Genomic DNA, 17,702 nt, shown 5'->3' on the forward strand with positions numbered 1-17,702 from the left:
GCTCACGGCGCCGTCACCGTCAGCCCGCCGCGGCGCGGCGCCGCGAACGTGTCGAGGTCCTCCCGGGTGAGACCGGTGAGGGCCCGGACCTCCGTGGTGTCCAGGGCGCCGCAGTCGATGCCCCGGAGCAGATAGCCGCTGAGGGCCTTCGCGGTGGCCGGCTCGTCCATGACGTCCCCGCCGGCCTTGGCCACGTAGGCGGCGAGCCGGGACGCGGCCTGGCCGAGGCCCTCGCGGTAGAAGCCGTACACGGCGGCGTAGCGGGTGGGCAGATGGCCCGGGTGCATGTCCCAGCCCTGGTAGTAGGCGCGGGCCAGGGCGCGCCGGGTGAGGCCGTGGTGGAGGCGCCAGGCGTCGTGGACCTGCTCGGTGGGGCCGACGGGCAGCACGTTGGTGGAACCGTCGCAGACCCGCACCCCGGTGCCCGCCGCGGCCACCTGCATGACCGCCTTGGCGTGGTCGGCCGCGGGGTGGTCGCCGGCCTGGTAGGCGGGGCTGACGCCGACGCAGGCGCTGTAGTCGAAGGTCCCGTAGTGCAGTCCCGTCGCCCGGCCCTGGGCCGCGTCGATCATGCGGGCCACGGCGGCGGTGCCGTCCGCCGCGAGGATGGACTGGCTGGTCTCGATCTGGATCTCGAACCCGAGGCGCCCGGACGGCAGGCCGTGGCCCTCCTCGAAGGCTTCGAGGAGCCGCACGAAGGCGGTGACCTGCTCGGGGTACGTCACCTTGGGCAGCGTCAGGACGAGCCCCTCGGGAAGGCCTCCGGCCCGCATCAGGCCGGTGAGGAAGATGTCCGTGGTACGGATGCCCCGGTCGCGTACGGCGGCCTCCATGCACTTCATCCGGATGCCCATGTACGGTGCCGCGGTCCCGCCGGCGTACGCCTCGGCCACCAGTCGCGCCGCGCGGGCGGCCGCCTGGTCCTCCTCGGCGTCGGGCCGGGGCCCGTAGCCGTCCTCGAAGTCGATGCGCAGGTCTTCCACCGGCTCGCGCTCCAGCTTGGCCCGTACGCGGTCGTGGACGGCCTCCGCGAGCTCCTGCGGGATCCCGAGGACCGAGGCGAACGCGGCGGCGTCGGGGGCGTGTTCGTCGAGCGCCGCCAGTGCCTGGTCGCCCCAGCCGCGCAGGGTGGTGGAGGTGAAGCTGTCGGCGGGCACGTAGACGGTGTGGACGGGCTGGCGGGTACCGGGGTCCCCCGGGTAGCGGCGGGCGAGTTCGGCGTCCACCGGTGCGAGGGAGGCGCTGATCTCGTCACCGACCGTGCCGGCGAGGCTCGTCGCCACCTTCTCCTGCTGACCCATGTCCGTACCCTCCACGTATTCAGTAATTCCGCTTCCTGGAATCTTTCATCCGCATAGTGAAGTTATAAGTCTCCCGGTCCCGCGTCAATGGTGATCCGGAACGGCCCGGGGCCGCGCGGTGGGAACACCGCGCGGCCCCGGGCCGGTGTACGGGCAGAGCTCCTGCCGGGTCAGCCCTTGCGGGACTTGACCTCGTCGGTGAGCTGCGGGACGACGTTGAAGAGGTCCCCGACGACGCCGTAGTCGACGAGGTCGAAGATCGGGGCCTCGGCGTCCTTGTTGACCGCGACGATGGTCTTCGAGGTCTGCATGCCGGCACGGTGCTGGATCGCGCCGGAGATGCCGGAGGCGATGTACAGCTGCGGCGAGACCGACTTGCCGGTCTGGCCGACCTGGTTGGTGTGCGGGTACCAGCCGGCGTCGACCGCGGCGCGCGAGGCACCCACGGCCGCACCGAGCGAGTCGGCGAGCGCCTCGATGACCGCGAAGTTCTCCGCGCCGTTGACTCCGCGTCCGCCGGAGACGACGATCGCGGCCTCGGTCAGCTCCGGACGCCCGGTCGACTCGCGCGGGGTGCGCGAGAGGACCTTGGTACCGGTGGCCGTGGCGGAGAAGGAGACCGTGAGGGCCTCGACGGCACCCGCGGCGGGGGCGGCCTCGACGGCGGCCGAGTTCGGCTTGACCGTGATGACCGGAGTGCCCTTGGAGACACGGGACTTGGTGGTGTACGAGGCGGCGAACGCGGACTGCGTGGCGACCGGGCCCTGGTCACCGGCCTCCAGGTCGACGGCGTCGGTGATGATGCCGGAACCGATGCGGAGCGCGAGACGGGCCGCGATCTCCTTGGCCTCGGCCGAGGAGGGCAGCAGCACGGCCGCCGGGGACACGGCGTCGTAGGCGGCCTGCAGGGCGTCCACCTTCGGCACGACGAGGTAGTCGGCGAACTCCGGGGCGTCGGCGGTCAGTACCTTGACCGCGCCGTGCTCGGCGAGCGCGGCGGCGGTGTCCGCGGCCCCGCCGCCGAGGGCGACGGCGACCGGCTCGCCGATGCGGCGGGCGAGCGTCAGCAGCTCCAGGGTGGGCTTGCGGACGGCACCGTCCACGTGGTCGACATAGACGAGAACTTCAGCCATGGGACTTCAATCTCCTGCGTGCGAGGGAGTGCGGGGCGGTGGGAGGGGTGGCCGGGGCTCAGATGAACTTCTGGCCCGCAAGGAACTCGGCCAGCTGCTTGCCGCCCTCGCCCTCGTCCTTGACGATCGTGCCCGCCGTGCGGGCGGGACGCTCGGCCGCGGAGTCGACGGCGGTCCAGGAGCCGCCCAGGCCGACCTCGTCCGCCTCGATCTCCAGGTCCTCGAGGTCCAGGGACTCGACCGGCTTCTTCTTGGCCGCCATGATGCCCTTGAACGACGGGTAGCGGGCCTCGCCCGACTGGTCGGTCACGGAGACCACCGCGGGCAGGGACGCCTCGAGCTGCTCGCTGGCGGTGTCGCCGTCGCGGCGGCCCTTGACGGTGCCGCCCTCGACCGAGACGTCGGAGAGCAGCGTGACCTGCGGGACGCCGAGGCGCTCCGCGAGCAGCGCGGGGAGCACGCCCATGGTGCCGTCCGTCGACGCCATGCCGCAGATGACCAGGTCGTAACCGGTCTTCTCCACGGCCTTGGCCAGAACCAGGGAGGTGCCGATGACGTCGGTGCCGTGGAGGTCGTCGTCCTCGACGTGGACGGCCTTGTCCGCACCCATCGACAGCGCCTTGCGCAGCGCGTCCTTGGCGTCCTCGGGGCCCACCGTGAGAACGGTGATCTCCGCGTCGTCCGCCTCGTCGGCGATCTGCAGCGCCTGCTCGACCGCGTACTCGTCGAGCTCCGACAGCAGACCGTCGACGTCGTCACGGTCCAGGGTCAGGTCATCGGCGAAGTGCCGGTCGCCGGTGGCGTCGGGCACGTACTTCACACAGACAACGATCCTCAAGCTCACGCCGGCTCTCCTACTGCATCGTCATTTCCGGGCTGCCTTGTTGCACGCAGCATAGGCGCCTTATCGGGCGGTTTCCGGTCCGGGGGGACCGGGCTCCCGGGCCGATATTACTCGCCAGTACACCCATTACGTTACCCATGAGCAAGCGCTTGGAACTGTGACGTAGCCAACGGGTCCCGTTCCGTCGCCGCCCTGCTCACCCTCAGTCTCGCAGAGCGGTGAAAGCGCCCTGGTGGTAGACCAGCGGCCGGCCGCCCCGCGTGGGGTCCCCGGCCACGACCTCGGCGATCACGATGCGGTGGTCCCCGGCGGGGATCCGGGCGACCACCCGGCACACCAGCCAGGCCACCACTCCCCCGAGCAGTGGCACCCCCTCGGGCCCGCTGTGCCAGTCGGTGGACGGGCCGAACCGGTCGGCACCGCTGCGGGCGAACGTCGCGGCGAGCTCCTGCTGGTCCTCGCCGAGTATGTGCACGCCGACGTGCTCCGCCTCCGCGACCACGGGCCAGCTGGAGGACGAGGTGCCCACGCCGAAGGAGACGAGGGGCGGCTCGGCGGCGACGGAGTTGAGCGAGGTGGCGGTGAACCCGGCCGGCTGTGCGCCCGCGGCGGTGATCACGGCGACGCCCGCGGCGTGCTGCCGGAAGACGGAGCGCAGGAGTGCGGGGGCTGTCCGTGCCGTGCGGAGATCTGGCGAGGCCGTCATGGGGAGATCCTTCTGCGAGGAGGTGTACGGGGCCGTGGGTTCTTCAGGCACCCGGACAGCGCGCACTCGCGTGGCGCACGAGGTCGACATGGACCCGGCCGAAGAGAAGGAGTTCTGGCGGCATAGCGTCAGACTGACGATGCGTGGCGTACACAGTCAAGTGCGTCCCGTCATGTGGGAGATGTGTCACGGCCCGTCACATCGCCTGCCCCAGGGCGGCGACGACATCCACCGTGCGCGGCTGACCCACCCCCCGCCGCACGATGCGGCCCCGCGCGTCGAGCACGAGGACGGTGGGGGTCCGGCTGATGCCGAGGCCGCGTACGAGCGTGAGATGCGCCTCGGCGTCGATCTCGACGTGCGCGACCCCCTCGACCATCCCGGCCACCTCCGCCAGGGTGCGCCTGGTGGCGCGGCACGGCTGGCAGAAGGCACTCGAGAACTGCACGAGAGTCGCCCGATCCCCCAGTTCCGCGCCGAGTTGGGCCGCGTCCAGTACACCGGCCCGTGTCGGTCCGTCCATCCCCGCCTCCCTCTCAGAGCTCTGCGCAAAGGGTCAGCGTCCGGCGGCCGCATTACATTCCCCGGCGATTCACGTGACGAGAATCTCTCGCCCCGGGCCCTTTGGGGCTGGCCACGGCGTCGCGCATGGGGCACGATCGCCCCAATGCCGAAAACCTACGGCTGCGTAACTTCCGCCGGGAGAACCCCCCAGGCATTGAAGAAGGGTCTTCATCCAGATGGCAGAACTCGTCTATCGGCCGGTCATCGGCGCCGCTCGCACGCTGTTCAAGGCGCTCGACCTGAAGATCGACACCCAGGGTTCGGAGCACATCCCGAAGACCGGTGGCGCGGTTCTGGTCAGCAACCACATCAGCTATCTCGACTTCATCTTCACCGGACTCGGCGCCCTGCCGCAGAAGCGGCTCGTGCGCTTCATGGCGAAGGAGTCGGTGTTCCGGCACAAGGTGTCCGGACCGCTGATGCGCGGAATGAAGCACATTCCCGTCGACCGCAACCAGGGTGAGGACGCCTACGCGCACGCGCTCGCGTCCTTGCGCGCCGGAGAGATCGTCGGTGTCTTCCCCGAAGCGACGATCTCGCAGTCCTTCACCCTGAAGAGCTTCAAGTCGGGCGCCGCCCGGCTGGCCCAGGAAGCCGGTGTCCCGCTGATCCCGATGGCGCTGTGGGGCACCCAGCGGCTGTGGACCAAGGGACGTCCGCGCAACTTCCGGCGCAGCCACACCCCGATCACGATCCGGGTCGGCGAGGCCGTGGAGGCCCCCGCCGACCAGTACGCGGGAGCGATCACCCGCCGCCTGCGTGAGCGCGTGCAGGAACTCCTCGAAGCCGCGCAGCGGGCCTACCCCGTGCGCCCCAAGGACGCGGCCGACACCTGGTGGGTCCCCGCGCACCTCGGGGGTACGGCTCCGACGCCCGCGGAGGTGCGCGAGCGCGGCTGACCCGCCGCGCCGCGCACGAGCGGGGTGAAACGTCACGCCGGTGCGTGGAGGGTGGTCCGCACCCCGGGGCTGAGCTTCTCGAGGGACTCGACGAGCTCGGCGGCCGCCGCGCCGAGCTCCGTGGACGTCAGGGGGGCCAGGCCCTCCAGGAGGAAGACGGCGTTCACCGAGTCCTCGGTGAGCCGGGTGCGCACACCCTGGCGCCAGTTCCAGCGCCGGCAGGTGACGGCCTCGTCGTCGCACCAGACGACCTCACCGGCCGCGGGGTGCTCCACGACGTCCTCGCCGCCCGCGGCGGTGGGGAACGGCTCCCGGCCGGTCGCGCGCACGAGCCGCATCGCGCCCCTGATCCGGTCGGCGTCCTCACCGCCGACCGGGATCAGGTGGGCGACGCTCACGGCGTTGTAGGCGTCGACCAGGCGGTTGACGCGGGGCAGCCCCGCGTCGGTGAGCGCGCGCCTGGCGAGGGCCTCCGCGGAGTTGCGGGTGCGGGAGGGCTTGGCGCCGAAGGCGGCGTACGCCTCACGCCAGGCGGCGACATGCGGGTCCTCGTGCGGAGCCCGTCCGTCGAGCCGCTCCGCCAGCCTGCGGCCGGCGTCGTCCAGCAGGGCCGAACTGGCCTCGTCGCTGGGCCCGTTGACCAGGCCGCGCGCCTCGACCGCCAGGTAGGTGAAGCCGGGCGCCAGGTCGCGGACCTCGTCGGAGATGGTGAGGGTCAGGGTCATCGTCTGCCTTACGTCGGGGTGGTGTCCGCCGCACGGCGGGCCGCCGGCCCGCGAGGAGCCGGGGCGTCAGAGCGCGGTGGGAAGCCGGAGGGAGAGTTCGTCCCGGTCGCCGGAACTCCGGAGGGCATCGAGCACCGCCGCATGCGGTACTTCATACACTACCGGATAGTCCATTTCATTGAACTGCGGTCGCGGCACCCAGGCGAGCCGCTCCCTCCCCGCCGAGAACCGGGCGTCGATGCCGCCCGTGTTGCCGCGCGGATCCTGCCGCACCCAGCGGCCCGACCCGGGAAGCCGCACCGCGACCAGACCGTGGACGATCAGGTTCACGTCACCGTCACTCCCGGTCAGCCGCTGGTAGCAGAGCCCGGCGGGGATGCCGGCGGCCCGCAGCAGGGCGGTCAGCGCGTGCGCCTTGGCATGGCAGATGCCCGTACGGGCGGCGAGGACGTCCGAGGCGCGCCAGGTGACCCGCGGGTCTCCCGCGTCCGCCGAGTGAGGGATGGTGTCGCGCACGAAGGCGAAGGCGGCAGACGCGTATGTATATGCGTCGACGGTCCTGACGCCAAGACGCTCGGAGGTCTCCCTGACGAGCCGGTGCCGATGGTCGATGACCTCATCGGCCCTGAGATAGGCGGAGAGGTCAGGGGTGCGCTGGATCAGCTTCATACCCCTGGAGCGTAAGGATGCGGCCGACCGGAAGCAATACATTTCCGTTCGGCCGCATAGGTATGCCGCTACTGTCGTGCCATCTCCTCCTTGAGCGCCAGCACGAAGGAGTCGACGTCGTCCTCACGGGTGTCGAAGGCGCACATCCAGCGGACGTCGCCGGCCTTCTCGTCCCAGAAGTAGAACCGGAACCGCTCCTGGAGGCGCACGGCCACCTCGTGCGGCAGGCGCGCGAAGACGCCGTTGGCCTGGACGGGGTAAAGGATCTCCACCCCGTCCACCGTCCTGACCCCGTCCGCGAGCCGCTGGGCCATGGCGTTGGCGTGCTGTGCGTTGCGCAGCCAGAGGTCGCCCGCGAGCAGCGCCTCGAGCTGGACGGAGACGAAGCGCATCTTCGACGCGAGCTGCATGGACAGCTTGCGCAGGTGCTTCATCGCCCGGACGGAGTCCGGGTTCAGCACGACGACGGCCTCACCGAAGAGGGCACCGTTCTTGGTGCCGCCGAAGGAGAGGACGTCGACACCGGCCTCGCTGGTGAACGCGCGCATCGGCACGTCCAGCGACGCCGCGGCGTTGGCTATCCGCGCGCCGTCGAGGTGCACCTTCATGCCCCGCTCGTGGGCGTGGTCGCAGATGGCGCGGATCTCGTCCGGCGTGTACAGGGTGCCGAGCTCGGTGTTCTGGGTGATCGAGACGACCTGCGGCATCGCCCGGTGCTCGTCGTCCCAGCCGTACGCCTCACGGTCGATGAGCTCCGGTGTGAGCTTGCCGTCCGGGGTCGGGACGGTGAGCAGCTTCAGGCCGCCCACCCGCTCCGGCGCGCCGCCCTCGTCCACGTTGATGTGGGCGGACTCGGCACAGATCACCGCACCCCAGCGCTCGGTCAGGGCCTGGAGGGCGACCACGTTGGCCCCGGTGCCGTTGAAGACCGGGAAGGCCTCCGCCGTGGGGCCGAAGTGGCCGCGCATGATCTCCTGGAGGTGCCCGGTGTACGCGTCACCGCCGTAGGAGACCTGGTGGCCCCCGTTGGCGAGGGCGAGGGCCGCGAGAACCTCCGGGTGCACACCCGCGTAGTTGTCGCTGGCGAAACCGCGTACCTGCGGGTCGTGATGACGTCGCGCGTCGGTCGTTACGGTTGCGGGGTCAGCCACAGACGTTGTCCGTTCACTTCTCCGGCGGACCTGTCCCAGACTCCGGCGATGGCCTCGGCCAGCTCCGTGACGTCGGTGAAGCCCGCGAACTTCGCATTCGGTCGCTCGGCGCGCATCGCGTCGTGCACCAGTGCCTTGACGACAAGGATCGCAGCAGCGGTTGTCGGCCCCGCGTCGCCCCCCGCCTTGCGGAAGGCGTCGGCCATGGCGAGCGTCCACGCCTCGGCGGCCGCCTTGGAGGCCGCGTAGGCCGCGTTGCCGGCGGTGGGGTTGCTGGCCCCCGCCGCGCTGATCAGCACGTACCGGCCGCGGTCGCTGCGCTGGAGGACCTCGTGGAAGGCGAGCGAGGTGGACTGGACGGTACGGATCAGCAGCTTCTCGAGGAAGTCCCAGTCGGCGAGGCTGGTGTCCGCGAAGCCTGAGCTGCCGCGCCAGCCTCCGACGAGGTGCACCAGACCGTCGACGCGGCCGAACTCCTTCTCCGTCTTCAGGGCCCATTCCCGCGCGGCCGCCGGGTCGAGGAGGTCCACCGTGTCGCCGGTGACCGTCGCGCCGCCGTGCGCGTACCGCGCGGCGTCGACCGCTTCGACCAGCCGCTCGGGGTTGGCGTCGGAGGCGACCACGGTCGCCCCCGCCTCCGCGAGCCTCAGCAGCGTGGCGCGGCCCGCCGGCCCCGCCGCTCCCGCTACCGCGATCACGGCGCCCTCGAGCACGCCGCTGTCGGTCCTGCCTGTTCCGTTCATCGCCACCGCCTCCTCAGAACCCGCGCTCACGCGGCTGCCCGCCCGGCGTCCACCGCTGTGATCCCCTTGGTGGAGGCGATCACATGCTTCAGCTTCTTCGAGAGCGCCTCATAGAACATGCTCAGGGGAAACTCGTCCGGAAGCACGTCGTCGACGAGCCTGCGCGGCGGCTTGTCGAGGTCCAGGGCGTCCGGGCCCTTGGCCCAGCGGGATCCCGGGTGGGGCGCGAGATAGGTCGCGACCAGGTCGTACGCCGCGAACCAGTGCACCAGCTTGGGGCGGTCGATGCCGTCGCGGTAGAGCTTCTCGATCTCTCCGCAGAGCTGGTTGGTGACCTGCGGGGCGCGGGCCCAGTCGATCTTGAGCGTGTTGTCGGTCCAGCGGACCACGTCGTGCTTGTGGAGGTAGGCGAAGAGCAGCTGGCCGCCGAGGCCGTCGTAGTTGCGGACGCGCTCGCCGGTCACGGGGAAGCGGAACATCCGGTCGAAGAGCACGGCGAACTGGACGTCACGGCCCTGGCCGAAGCCGTCGGCCTCCAGCTTCACGGCCTCCTTGAAGGCGGTGAGGTCGCAGCGCAGCTCCTCGAGCCCGTACATCCAGAACGGCTGGCGCTGCTTGATCATGAAGGGGTCGAACGGGAGGTCGCCGTGGCTGTGGGTGCGGTCGTGGACCATGTCCCAGAGCACGAAGGCCTGCTCGCAGCGCTTCTGGTCGCCGATCATCTCCCGGATGTCGTCGGGCAGCTCGACGCCCAGCAGCTCGACGGACGCCTCGGTGACGCGGCGGAACCGGGCGGCCTCCCGGTCGCAGAAGATGCCGCCCCAGCTGAAGCGCTCGGGCGCCTCGCGCACGGCGATGGTCTCGGGGAAGAGCACCGCGGAGTTGGTGTCGTAGCCCGAGGTGAAGTCCTCGAAGGTGATCCCGCAGAACAGCGGGTTGTCGTAGCGCGTGGCCTCCAGGTCGGCGAGCCACTCGGGCCAGACCATGCGCAGCACGACGGCTTCCAGGTTGCGGTCCGGGTTGCCGTTCTGCGTGTACATCGCGAACACGACGAGGTGCTGGAGTCCGTCCGCGCGGTTCCTGGCGGGCTGGAAGGCGAGGAGGGAGTCGAGGAAGTCCGGGACGCCGAAGCCGTCGGCGGCCCAGCGGCGCAGGTCGGCGACGAGCGCGCGGTGGTAGGCGTCGTCGTGCGGGAGCAGCGGGGAGAGCTGCTCGACCGCGGTGACCACGCGTGCGACGACGGACGCGGCGTCGGCGGCGGTGGGGGCGCCTTCGGCCTCGAAGTCGATGGAGCCGTCCTTGGACTGCCAGGGGCGGAGCTCTTCCACGGCACTCTTGAGCGCGGGCCAGCCAGGGTGCTCCACGACCCGCTGGGCAGCAGTTATCGCGCCGGTGGCGTTGGCGTGCTCAAGAATTTCCGTCATGACACTTCCTTCACGGGAGAACCTCGCGTCAAGCAACCGTATCCATGCCCGGTTCCCCGAGACAAGTGGAGGACAGAAAATTATCCTGCCACCCCTCCTCATCACCGTTATTTTTCCTGTCATACATCGGGGGGACAAGTTCTTCCGCCGACCGGCCGGGCGGGGGCCGTCCTGCGGGCGAGAACTGGTTCCCTGGGGGTAGGAGCCGCACGCGGGGCGAACACCACGGACGGAAGCGGGAGTGTCTTGACTTTTCTCACCATCGGGCATCGCGGGGTCATGGGCGTCGAGCCGGAGAACACGCTGCGCTCGTTCGCGCGCGCCGAGCAGGCCGGCATGGACGCGGTCGAACTGGATCTGCATCTGAGCAAGGACGGCGCACTGGCCGTGATGCACGACGCCGCCGTGGACCGCACGACGGACGGGCAGGGGCTGATCGCCGAGAAGACGCTGGCGGAGCTCCGTGAGCTCGACGCGGGGCAGGGTGAGCGGGTGCCCGTCTTCGAGGAGGTGCTGGACGCGATCGGTTCGCCCGTCCAGGCCGAGATCAAGGACGTGGCTGCGGCCCGGGCGCTGGCCGAGGTGATGCTGCGGCGCGATCTCGCCGGCCGCGTCGAGGTGTCCTCGTTCCACGACGAGGCGGTCGCCGAGATCGCACAACTGGTCCCGGGCGTACGGACGGTGCTCATCGCCAGCCGCTGGGAGGGCGATGTGGTCGACCGTGCGAAGGCGGTGGGCGCGGCCACGCTCGCCCTCAACATCCGACGCCTCACTCTGGAGGTGGTGGAGCAGGCGCACGCGGAGGGCCTGAAGGTGATCGGCTGGGTGGTCAACACCCCCGACCACCTGCGGCTCGCGCGGGCACTGGATCTGGACGGCGCGACGACCGACCATCCGGAGATCCGGCGCGCGGGCCGCTTCACCGCCTGAGCGCGGCGCGGTTCCGGGCGGGTGGCCCGCCCGGCGCCGTCTACAGCTCCTTGACCAGCAGCTCGAACGCGAGGTCGGCGCGCTGCGGGATGCCGAAGCGCTCGTCGCCGTACGGGAAGGGCGTGAGCTCTCCCGTACGGCGGTAGCCCCGGCGCTCGTACCAGGCGATGAGCTCCTCGCGGACCGAGATCACCGTCATGTGCATCTCGCTCGCACCCCAGTCCTCGCGGGCCGTGCGCTCGGCCTCGGCGATGATCACCTTGCCCAGGCCCGCGCCCTGCTGGTCCGGGCGGACGGCGAACATGCCGAAGTACGCGGCCTCGCCCCGGTGTTCGAGCTGGCAGCAGGCGACCGGCGCGCCGTCCCGTTCGGCGACGAGGATCCGGCCCGAGGGGGTCGCGAGCACCTCGCGGACCCCGTCGGCGTCGGTGCGCTGCCCCTGGAGGATGTCCGCCTCGGTGGTCCATCCGGCCCGGCTGGCGTCGCCCCGGTAGGCGGACTCGACCAGGCGCACGAGGGCCGGCACGTCGTCCTGCGTCGCGTCGCGGAAGGTCAGCTCGGGCCGTGCCGCGGCCGGTGCGATGTCCATGGGGTCTTCTCCGGTGGTGTGCTGCCGACTGTGCCGTCCCGAGCCTAACCCGCCCCCCGACCGCCCCCGCGGGAGCGGGCGCGCTCCCCCAGTACTCCCATGCGCCCCGGTAGGAGCGACCGCGCCGGGGCATCGATGGGGGGACACCGGCGTGATCCGCCGCAGGGGAGGTGCACCGTGCACGGACCGGCACTGTCCGGCTGGCTGCTCATGGCGTTGTGCGGGGCCGCGGGCGCGTACTGCCTGCTGCGCGCCGGCGACGGCACGGGGCGGGACCGCGCCTCGGCGCGCTCCGAGGCACTGATGGGGTTCGGGATGGCCGCGATGGCGGTGCCCCCGGCCCTGCTCACGCCCCCGGAGTGGCTGTGGGCGGTGTACGCGGTGGTGTTCGGCGCCGCGTCGCTGCACGCGGTCGCGTACGCCAGGGGCGGTGGCCACCACCTGCACCACCTGGTCGGTTCGCTGGCCATGGTCTACATGGCCGTCGCCATGGCGCCGGGGGGCACCCACGCCGCGGCCGGGCACGCGGGCCACGGAGCGGGCGCGGCCGGATCCGCCGGGGGGATCCCCGCGCTGACCGGTGTGCTCCTCCTCTACTACGCGCTGTACGTCCTGCGCGCGGCCGGGCGGCTGATACCGGCGCCCGGGCCCCTCGCCGTGACGGCCGGCGGCGGGACCGGCCCGGCCTGGGGCGCCAGGCCGGAGATCGCCCTGGCGTGCAGGCTGACCATGGGGATGGCCATGTTCGCGATGCTGCTCACATTGTGAGACAGGCGGCCCCGCGCCCCGTGGCGTACGTCACTTGGCGCGCACGGCCGTACCCGTGGATACCGCCGCGCTCATAGGCTGACGCCCATGTTGGTCTCCCTCGCGCTGCTGCTGCTCGGCGCACTGGCCGCCGTCGTGGCCCCGGGTCTGATGGCGAGGGCCCGTTGGCCCGAGCGTGAGCCGGTCGTGGCCCTGTGGGTGTGGCAGTGCGTGGTCGCCGGTGTGCTGCTGTCGTTCGCGCTCTCGATGACCTTCAGCGCGGCTGCCGCCTGGCAGGCCGTGCGCGGCCACGTCTTCGCGCCCGCCCCGCACGGCGTGGTCGAGGCGTACGCCCTCGGGGCGTACGGGCCGTGGTCGGCGGTCATCGCGGTCCTGCTGGCGCTGGGCGGCGTGTGGACGGCCGCCATGCTCGTGCGGGAGATCCACCGGGCCCGGGCCCGCCGCCGGCGGCGGCGTGCCGAACTGCTGGTCCGCGCACCGCTGCTGCCCGGCGAGGAGCCGGGCGGCGGACGCCTCGTGGTGCTGGAGGGCGAGCGGCCCGACGCCTGGTGGCTTCCGGGGTCGGCTCCCCGACTCGTCGTCACCACGGCGGCGCTGGGCAGGCTGAAAGGACGTCAGCTGGACGCCGTGCTGGCCCACGAGCAGGGACACGCGCGGGCCCGGCACGACTGGCTCCTGAACTGTTCCGGCGCGCTCGCGACCGGATTCCCGCAGGTGCCCGTCTTCGCCGCGTTCCGCGACGAGATGCACCGGCTGGTCGAACTGGCCGCCGACGACGTGGCGTCACGCCGCTTCGGACGCCTCACGATCGCCCTCGCCCTGGTCGAACTCAACGAGGACCGCGGCGTGTTCGGTCCGGCGCCCGCCTCCGGCGCTCACATGCCGCTGAGGGTGAACCGCCTGCTGGCGCCGGTGGAACGGCTCACCGCGGGTCGCCGGCTGCGGCTGACCGCCGCCGCGGCGCTGGTGCCCGTCGTCCCGCTGCTGGTGGCCTTCGTGCCGGGACTCAGCGCCCTGGGATAGCCTCACGCCCGGCCGGTGGACGAGGATCATGACCATGCACTCCCCTCCGCCTCCGCGCACCGCCTTCCCGCTCACCGGTCTCGTCTGCGCCGCGCTGTCCCTCGTCCTGCTCGTGCTGGTCGTGGTGCGCTGGTCGCCCCTGATGTCGCTGGACACCACGGTGGCCGAGGACCTGCACCGCGACGCGGTGACCCGACCGGGACCGGTCCACGTCAACCGGGTGTTGACGGACTGGGTCTGGGACCCGTGGACGATGCGCCTGCTGATCGCCGTCGTCGTGATCGCCCTGTGGTGGCGGGGATCACGGCTGCTCGCCGGATGGGTCGCCGCGACCAGTCTGTCCGGGACCCTCGTGCAACAGGGGCTGAAGGCCGCGGTGGGCCGTGAACGCCCGCGGTGGGCCGACCCGGTGGACACGGCGCACTACGCGGCCTTCCCCTCCGGCCACGTCATGACCGCGATGGTGACGTGCGGGCTCCTCGTATGGCTGCTGCGCCTCCACGGCGTGCGGCCGGCCCTGAGGCGGGGGGCGGTGGTGCTCGCCGCGGTCTCGGTGGCCGGCGTCTCCTTCACGCGCGTCTACCTCGGTGTGCACTGGCTGAGCGACGTGGTGGGCGGGGTGCTGCTGGGTGGGACCCTGGTCGCCTTCTCCGTGGCCGGGTACACGGCGTACACCCGGCGCTCTCGGCGGACGGCCGGCGGCGGGGACACGGTCTTGTAGGCGCCCGCCGGGAGCGGCGAGGATCGGCTCATGCGTACCAGGGGTGTACTTTTCGACTTCTCCGGGACCCTCTTCAGGATCGAGCCCGTCGAGGCGTGGCTGCGTGCCGCGCTCGACGCGCGGGGCACGGCCATGGAGCAGGACGACTTCGAGCGCTGCGCACGTGGCCTGACGGCCGCCGGAGCGCTGCCCGGAGGGCCACGGCCCGGGCGGATCCCGCCGGCGCTGGCCACCGCGTGGGCGGGCCGCGACAGCAGCGCGCGGCTGCACCGGGAGGCGTTCACCGGCCTGGCCCGCGAGGTGGCCCTTCCGGACCCGGGCCTGTACGACGCGCTGTACGAGCGCCACATGAGCCCCGACGCCTGGCAGCCGTACCCGGACGCGGCGGAGGTGCTGCGCGGGCTCCGCCGCGACGGCACCGCCGTCGGTGTCGTCAGCAACATCGGCTGGGACCCGCGTCCCGTCTTCCGCGCGCACGGCCTGGACGGCCTGATCGACGTGTACGTCCTGTCCTACCGGCACGGGATCCAGAAGCCCGACCCCCGGCTGTTCCGCGAGGCGTGCGCGCTGCTGGGACGCGATCCCGAGGACGTCGTCATGGTCGGCGACGACCGCCACGCCGACGCGGGCGCGTCCGCCGTGGGGTGCGGGGTCCGGTTCGTGGACCACCTGCCGGTGGACGAGCGGCCGGACGGGCTCCGCTCCCTCGGGCTGCTGGAACCCGCGGGGGAAGGACCGGACGGACACCGCTCGTGAAGGATTCCTGGAGAAGGTGTGAGGGATATCCCTGTCCCTGAAGGGGTCCGACGGGGCGGCGGGGGTTTAGCTTGGTGAACATGTCCCCCTACCCGAACCCGTCGACCGCCGCCGTACGTCCTGCCTCCGTGATCAACGAAGAGATCCGCGCCCTGTGGCAGCGCTCGGGCGGGACGCTGTCGCCGGACGACGAGACGGAGTACCAGCGGCTGCTCGTGGAGTGGGCCGCGGCGGCGGGCACGGGCGCGCGTCCGGCCGCCTGAGCGGTCGGCGGCCACGCGTCCGGTTCCGGCCCCCGCGTCGCCGCCGGGACACAGGCACCTCCCCCGAACGGCCGGGGACCGTGCGACGGAAGTGCCCCGCCGGGCGGAGACCGCCCGGCGGGGCACTCGTTCGTACGGTGCGCCGGTACCGGTGGATCAGTGGTCGAAGTAGTCCGGCTGCGTCTGGACGTTGAGCTCCTTCAGCCGCACCTTCTTCGCCGGGTCGGTGCGCCGGTCGTTGAGCTTCAGGACGTCGAAGCCCTTGGCGATGTCGTTGGAGTAGATGTAGCCGTTGTAGTAGTACGCCGACCAGGGGCCGGCCGTGGTGACCGCGTCCGTGGAGACCGGGCCGCGCTCGAAGTACGCGATCTCCTTCGGCTTCGAGGAGTTGGTGAAGTCCCACACGGAGACCCCGCCCTGGTACCAGGCCTGGACCATCAGGTCCTTGCCCTTGACCGGGATGATCGAGCCGTTGTGCGCGACACAGACCTCGGTGTCCGCCTGCGGGCGGTCGATCTTGAAGTAGCTGCGGAAGACCAGCTTGCGGTGGTCGCCCCGGCCCGTGATGTCGTAGATCCCGTCGGCACCGCGCTTCGGACCGATCTCTTCGTTGCAGGTGGCCGCGCCGCCGCCGCCGAGCTCGTCGGTGAACACCACCTTGTCGGCGTCCTGGTTGAAGGTCGCGGAGTGCCAGAACGCGAAGTTCACGTTGTCCTGGACCCGGTCGATGATCTTCGGGTGCTCCGGGTCCTTGATGGAGAACAGCAGCCCGTCACCCATGCACGCCCCGGCCGCCAGGTCCTTCGACGGCAGCACGGTGATGTCGTGGCATCCGGAGGTCTTCGAGACGCCGGGGTTGGTCGGCGCACCCGGGTTGCCGCCGTCCGGGAAGAGGACGGGGAAGTTCACGACCCGGGAGTCCTCGGGGGCGTTGCGCGGCACCTTGATGACGGAGATCCCGTCGTGCGGCGGCTGGCAGTCCGGGAACGCCTCGCTGGGCGAGTACGAGGAGACGTAGATGTACACGTTCTTGCGCTCGGGGATGATCGTGTGGGTGTGGGAACCGCACGCGGTCTCGACGGCGGCGACGTACTTCGGGTTGCGCTTGTCGCTGATGTCGAAGACCTTCATGCCCTCCCAGGAGGACTTCTCGGTCGCCGGCTGGGTGGTGCTGGAGCACGAGTTGTCGCTGCGCGAGGAGTCGGTCGACAGGAAGAGGAGGTTCCCGGAGACCGAGATGTCGTTCTGCGAGCCGGGGCACAGGACCTGCGCGACGGTCTTCGGCTTCTTGGGGTTGCTGATGTCGAAGATCCGGAAGCCGTCGTAGTTGCCGGCGTACGCGTAGGTGCCCTGGAAGGCCAGGTCGGTGTTGAGCCCCTGGAGCGCGTCCTTGGGGACGTTCGTGAGGTGCTCGATGTTCGCGCTGTGGACGATCTCGTCCACGCCGGGTATCTCGCCGCTCTCGATCGCGGCCCTGGCCTCGGCCTGCTCGCTCACGGAGACACCGCTGCGGGTGGCGGCGGTGTCGCCCGGGTCGGGTGTCGCGGCCGCGGGTCCGGCCGTGAGCAGCGTGGCGATGAGCCCGGCCGCGGCTGCCGCCACGCCCAGACGTCTCCGCCGCACGCTGGTGGTGTGCAACGAGGTCACTGCGTCCTCCCTTGTATCCGTCCTTCGAAGAACGGTTCATGGACCCCGGCAGTATCGTCCCTCTCATGTACACACCAACAGATGGCAACAGAGACGTAATAAAAGTTTTTGATCTTTGGCCTGTGGTAGGTGCTAGGACGGTCTGCAACACATTCATGTGCCAGTGGAGGTAGCCGTGTTGATGCCCCGTCGGACCACGCGCGTACGCACGGCCGCCCTCGCGGCGGCGCTCGCGGCCGCCGTCCTCACCCTGGGCGGCTGCGACGGGGACGGCGACGGCGGCGGGGCGAAGTCCGCGGCGGACCAGGGCCCTTCGGTCGTGGCGCCCGGAAAACCGGGCGAGCCGGCGAGGACCCTGTCGGCCGAGGAGGCGGTGAAGGCCGCCGGGAACGACACTCCCAACTCCGCGGACTTCCGCTACGCGCGCATGATGATCGAGCACCACCGGCAGGCCCTGGTGCTCACCGCCCTCGTTCCCGGCCGGGGGGACTCCTCATCCGTCGAACGGCTCGCGGAGCGCATATCGGCGTCCCAGAAGCCCGAGATCGGGGCCATGGAGGGCTGGCTGAAGAACAACGGCGGGGACGACCGCGAGGAGACGCACGACCACGCCGCGATGCCCGGCATGGCCACGGAGGAGCAGATCGGGCAGTTGCGGGCCGCTCGGGGCAAGGCCTTCGACCGGCTGTTCCTGGAGCTGATGATCACCCACCACCAGGGCGCGGTCACCATGGCGGCCGAGGCGCTCGCCGACGGCAACAACGTGCTGGTGGAGGAGATGGCCAACGACGTCGTCGCCCAGCAGAGCGTGGAGATCGACAGGATGCGCAACCTGATGACCTGACC

20 protein-coding genes are annotated in these 17,702 nt (G+C 71.3%); 8 read left to right on the forward strand and 12 right to left on the reverse strand.

Going from position 1 to position 17,702, the window contains the following annotated elements:
• Positions 1 to 2: 2 nt before the first annotated feature.
• The 5 genes from ACFVS9_RS23160 to ACFVS9_RS23180 all read right to left on the reverse strand — a co-directional run bounded on the left by ACFVS9_RS23160 (position 3) and on the right by ACFVS9_RS23180 (position 4,507).
• On the reverse strand, positions 3 to 1,301 hold the full coding sequence (locus ACFVS9_RS23160; RefSeq protein WP_383115696.1) for a DUF6986 family protein: 1,299 nt from the start codon (positions 1,299 to 1,301) through the stop codon (positions 3 to 5).
• Between the two features lie 170 nt (positions 1,302 to 1,471).
• Positions 1,472 to 2,434: an electron transfer flavoprotein subunit alpha/FixB family protein gene (locus ACFVS9_RS23165; RefSeq protein WP_383115025.1), complete on the reverse strand. Its 963-nt coding sequence runs from the start codon at positions 2,432 to 2,434 to the stop codon at positions 1,472 to 1,474.
• 58 nt (positions 2,435 to 2,492) lie between these two features.
• Positions 2,493 to 3,278 (reverse strand): electron transfer flavoprotein subunit beta/FixA family protein, encoded by a 786-nt coding sequence (locus ACFVS9_RS23170; RefSeq protein WP_383115024.1) that lies wholly within the window; start codon positions 3,276 to 3,278, stop codon positions 2,493 to 2,495.
• A 202-nt stretch (positions 3,279 to 3,480) separates the two neighbouring features.
• On the reverse strand, positions 3,481 to 3,984 hold the full coding sequence (locus ACFVS9_RS23175; protein WP_389935017.1) for a flavin reductase family protein: 504 nt from the start codon (positions 3,982 to 3,984) through the stop codon (positions 3,481 to 3,483).
• A 196-nt stretch (positions 3,985 to 4,180) separates the two neighbouring features.
• A complete protein-coding gene (locus ACFVS9_RS23180) occupies positions 4,181 to 4,507 on the reverse strand; it encodes a TlpA family protein disulfide reductase (RefSeq protein WP_389935020.1) in 327 nt (108 codons plus the stop codon).
• Positions 4,508 to 4,724: 217 nt separating this feature from the next.
• Here ACFVS9_RS23180 and ACFVS9_RS23185 point away from each other — a divergent pair, with 217 nt between their 5' ends.
• Positions 4,725 to 5,447, forward strand: a complete 723-nt coding sequence (locus ACFVS9_RS23185; protein ID WP_383115021.1) for a lysophospholipid acyltransferase family protein — start codon at positions 4,725 to 4,727, stop codon at positions 5,445 to 5,447.
• A 32-nt stretch (positions 5,448 to 5,479) separates the two neighbouring features.
• Here ACFVS9_RS23185 and ACFVS9_RS23190 read toward each other — a convergent pair whose 3' ends face one another.
• The 5 genes from ACFVS9_RS23190 to ACFVS9_RS23210 all read right to left on the reverse strand — a co-directional run bounded on the left by ACFVS9_RS23190 (position 5,480) and on the right by ACFVS9_RS23210 (position 10,159).
• Positions 5,480 to 6,172, reverse strand: coding sequence for a B3/4 domain-containing protein (locus ACFVS9_RS23190; protein ID WP_389935023.1), 693 nt, complete (start codon positions 6,170 to 6,172; stop codon positions 5,480 to 5,482).
• Between the two features lie 66 nt (positions 6,173 to 6,238).
• Positions 6,239 to 6,841, reverse strand: a complete 603-nt coding sequence (locus ACFVS9_RS23195; RefSeq protein ID WP_383115019.1) for a transglutaminase family protein — start codon at positions 6,839 to 6,841, stop codon at positions 6,239 to 6,241.
• A 68-nt stretch (positions 6,842 to 6,909) separates the two neighbouring features.
• Entirely contained in the window at positions 6,910 to 7,992 is a 1,083-nt protein-coding gene (locus ACFVS9_RS23200) for a threonine aldolase family protein (protein ID WP_383115018.1), read from the reverse strand.
• On the reverse strand, positions 7,971 to 8,735 hold the full coding sequence (locus ACFVS9_RS23205) for an SDR family NAD(P)-dependent oxidoreductase (protein WP_383115017.1): 765 nt from the start codon (positions 8,733 to 8,735) through the stop codon (positions 7,971 to 7,973). Before ACFVS9_RS23205 ends, ACFVS9_RS23200 begins: the two co-directional genes overlap by 22 nt.
• Positions 8,736 to 8,761: 26 nt before the next feature.
• Positions 8,762 to 10,159 (reverse strand): DUF6421 family protein, encoded by a 1,398-nt coding sequence (locus ACFVS9_RS23210; protein ID WP_389935028.1) that lies wholly within the window; start codon positions 10,157 to 10,159, stop codon positions 8,762 to 8,764.
• A gap of 279 nt (positions 10,160 to 10,438) precedes the next feature.
• On the opposite strand from ACFVS9_RS23210, the gene ACFVS9_RS23215 reads away from it, so the two are divergent.
• On the forward strand, positions 10,439 to 11,089 hold the full coding sequence (locus tag ACFVS9_RS23215; protein WP_383115026.1) for a glycerophosphodiester phosphodiesterase: 651 nt from the start codon (positions 10,439 to 10,441) through the stop codon (positions 11,087 to 11,089).
• Between the two features lie 40 nt (positions 11,090 to 11,129).
• On the opposite strand, the gene ACFVS9_RS23220 is transcribed toward ACFVS9_RS23215, so the two are convergent.
• Positions 11,130 to 11,678, reverse strand: a complete 549-nt coding sequence (locus tag ACFVS9_RS23220; protein WP_389935031.1) for a GNAT family N-acetyltransferase — start codon at positions 11,676 to 11,678, stop codon at positions 11,130 to 11,132.
• A 177-nt stretch (positions 11,679 to 11,855) separates the two neighbouring features.
• Here ACFVS9_RS23220 and ACFVS9_RS23225 point away from each other — a divergent pair, with 177 nt between their 5' ends.
• The 5 genes from ACFVS9_RS23225 to ACFVS9_RS23245 all read left to right on the forward strand — a co-directional run bounded on the left by ACFVS9_RS23225 (position 11,856) and on the right by ACFVS9_RS23245 (position 15,209).
• Entirely contained in the window at positions 11,856 to 12,446 is a 591-nt protein-coding gene (locus ACFVS9_RS23225; protein WP_383114930.1) for a DUF5134 domain-containing protein, read from the forward strand.
• Between the two features lie 87 nt (positions 12,447 to 12,533).
• Positions 12,534 to 13,469, forward strand: coding sequence for a M56 family metallopeptidase (locus tag ACFVS9_RS23230; protein WP_383114929.1), 936 nt, complete (start codon positions 12,534 to 12,536; stop codon positions 13,467 to 13,469).
• A gap of 34 nt (positions 13,470 to 13,503) precedes the next feature.
• On the forward strand, positions 13,504 to 14,190 hold the full coding sequence (locus tag ACFVS9_RS23235; RefSeq protein WP_383114928.1) for a phosphatase PAP2 family protein: 687 nt from the start codon (positions 13,504 to 13,506) through the stop codon (positions 14,188 to 14,190).
• 30 nt (positions 14,191 to 14,220) lie between these two features.
• Positions 14,221 to 14,946, forward strand: a complete 726-nt coding sequence (locus ACFVS9_RS23240; RefSeq protein ID WP_389935034.1) for an HAD family hydrolase — start codon at positions 14,221 to 14,223, stop codon at positions 14,944 to 14,946.
• Between the two features lie 80 nt (positions 14,947 to 15,026).
• Positions 15,027 to 15,209, forward strand: a complete 183-nt coding sequence (locus tag ACFVS9_RS23245; RefSeq protein ID WP_383114926.1) for a hypothetical protein — start codon at positions 15,027 to 15,029, stop codon at positions 15,207 to 15,209.
• A 156-nt stretch (positions 15,210 to 15,365) separates the two neighbouring features.
• Here the strand turns inward: ACFVS9_RS23245 and ACFVS9_RS23250 are convergent, their stop codons facing one another.
• The gene (locus ACFVS9_RS23250) at positions 15,366 to 16,856 is read right to left on the reverse strand and encodes an LVIVD repeat-containing protein (RefSeq protein WP_383118552.1); all 1,491 of its coding nucleotides are present in this window, start codon (positions 16,854 to 16,856) and stop codon (positions 15,366 to 15,368) included.
• Between the two features lie 181 nt (positions 16,857 to 17,037).
• Here ACFVS9_RS23250 and ACFVS9_RS23255 point away from each other — a divergent pair, with 181 nt between their 5' ends.
• Positions 17,038 to 17,700 carry a DUF305 domain-containing protein gene (locus ACFVS9_RS23255; protein WP_389935037.1) on the forward strand — a complete coding sequence of 221 codons (663 nt, stop codon included), beginning with the start codon at positions 17,038 to 17,040 and terminating at the stop codon, positions 17,698 to 17,700.
• The last annotated feature ends 2 nt before the right edge of the window (positions 17,701 to 17,702 follow it).

It is taken from the genome of Streptomyces sp. NPDC058008, from assembly GCF_042886395.1.
GTDB lineage: Bacteria > Actinomycetota > Actinomycetes > Streptomycetales > Streptomycetaceae > Streptomyces.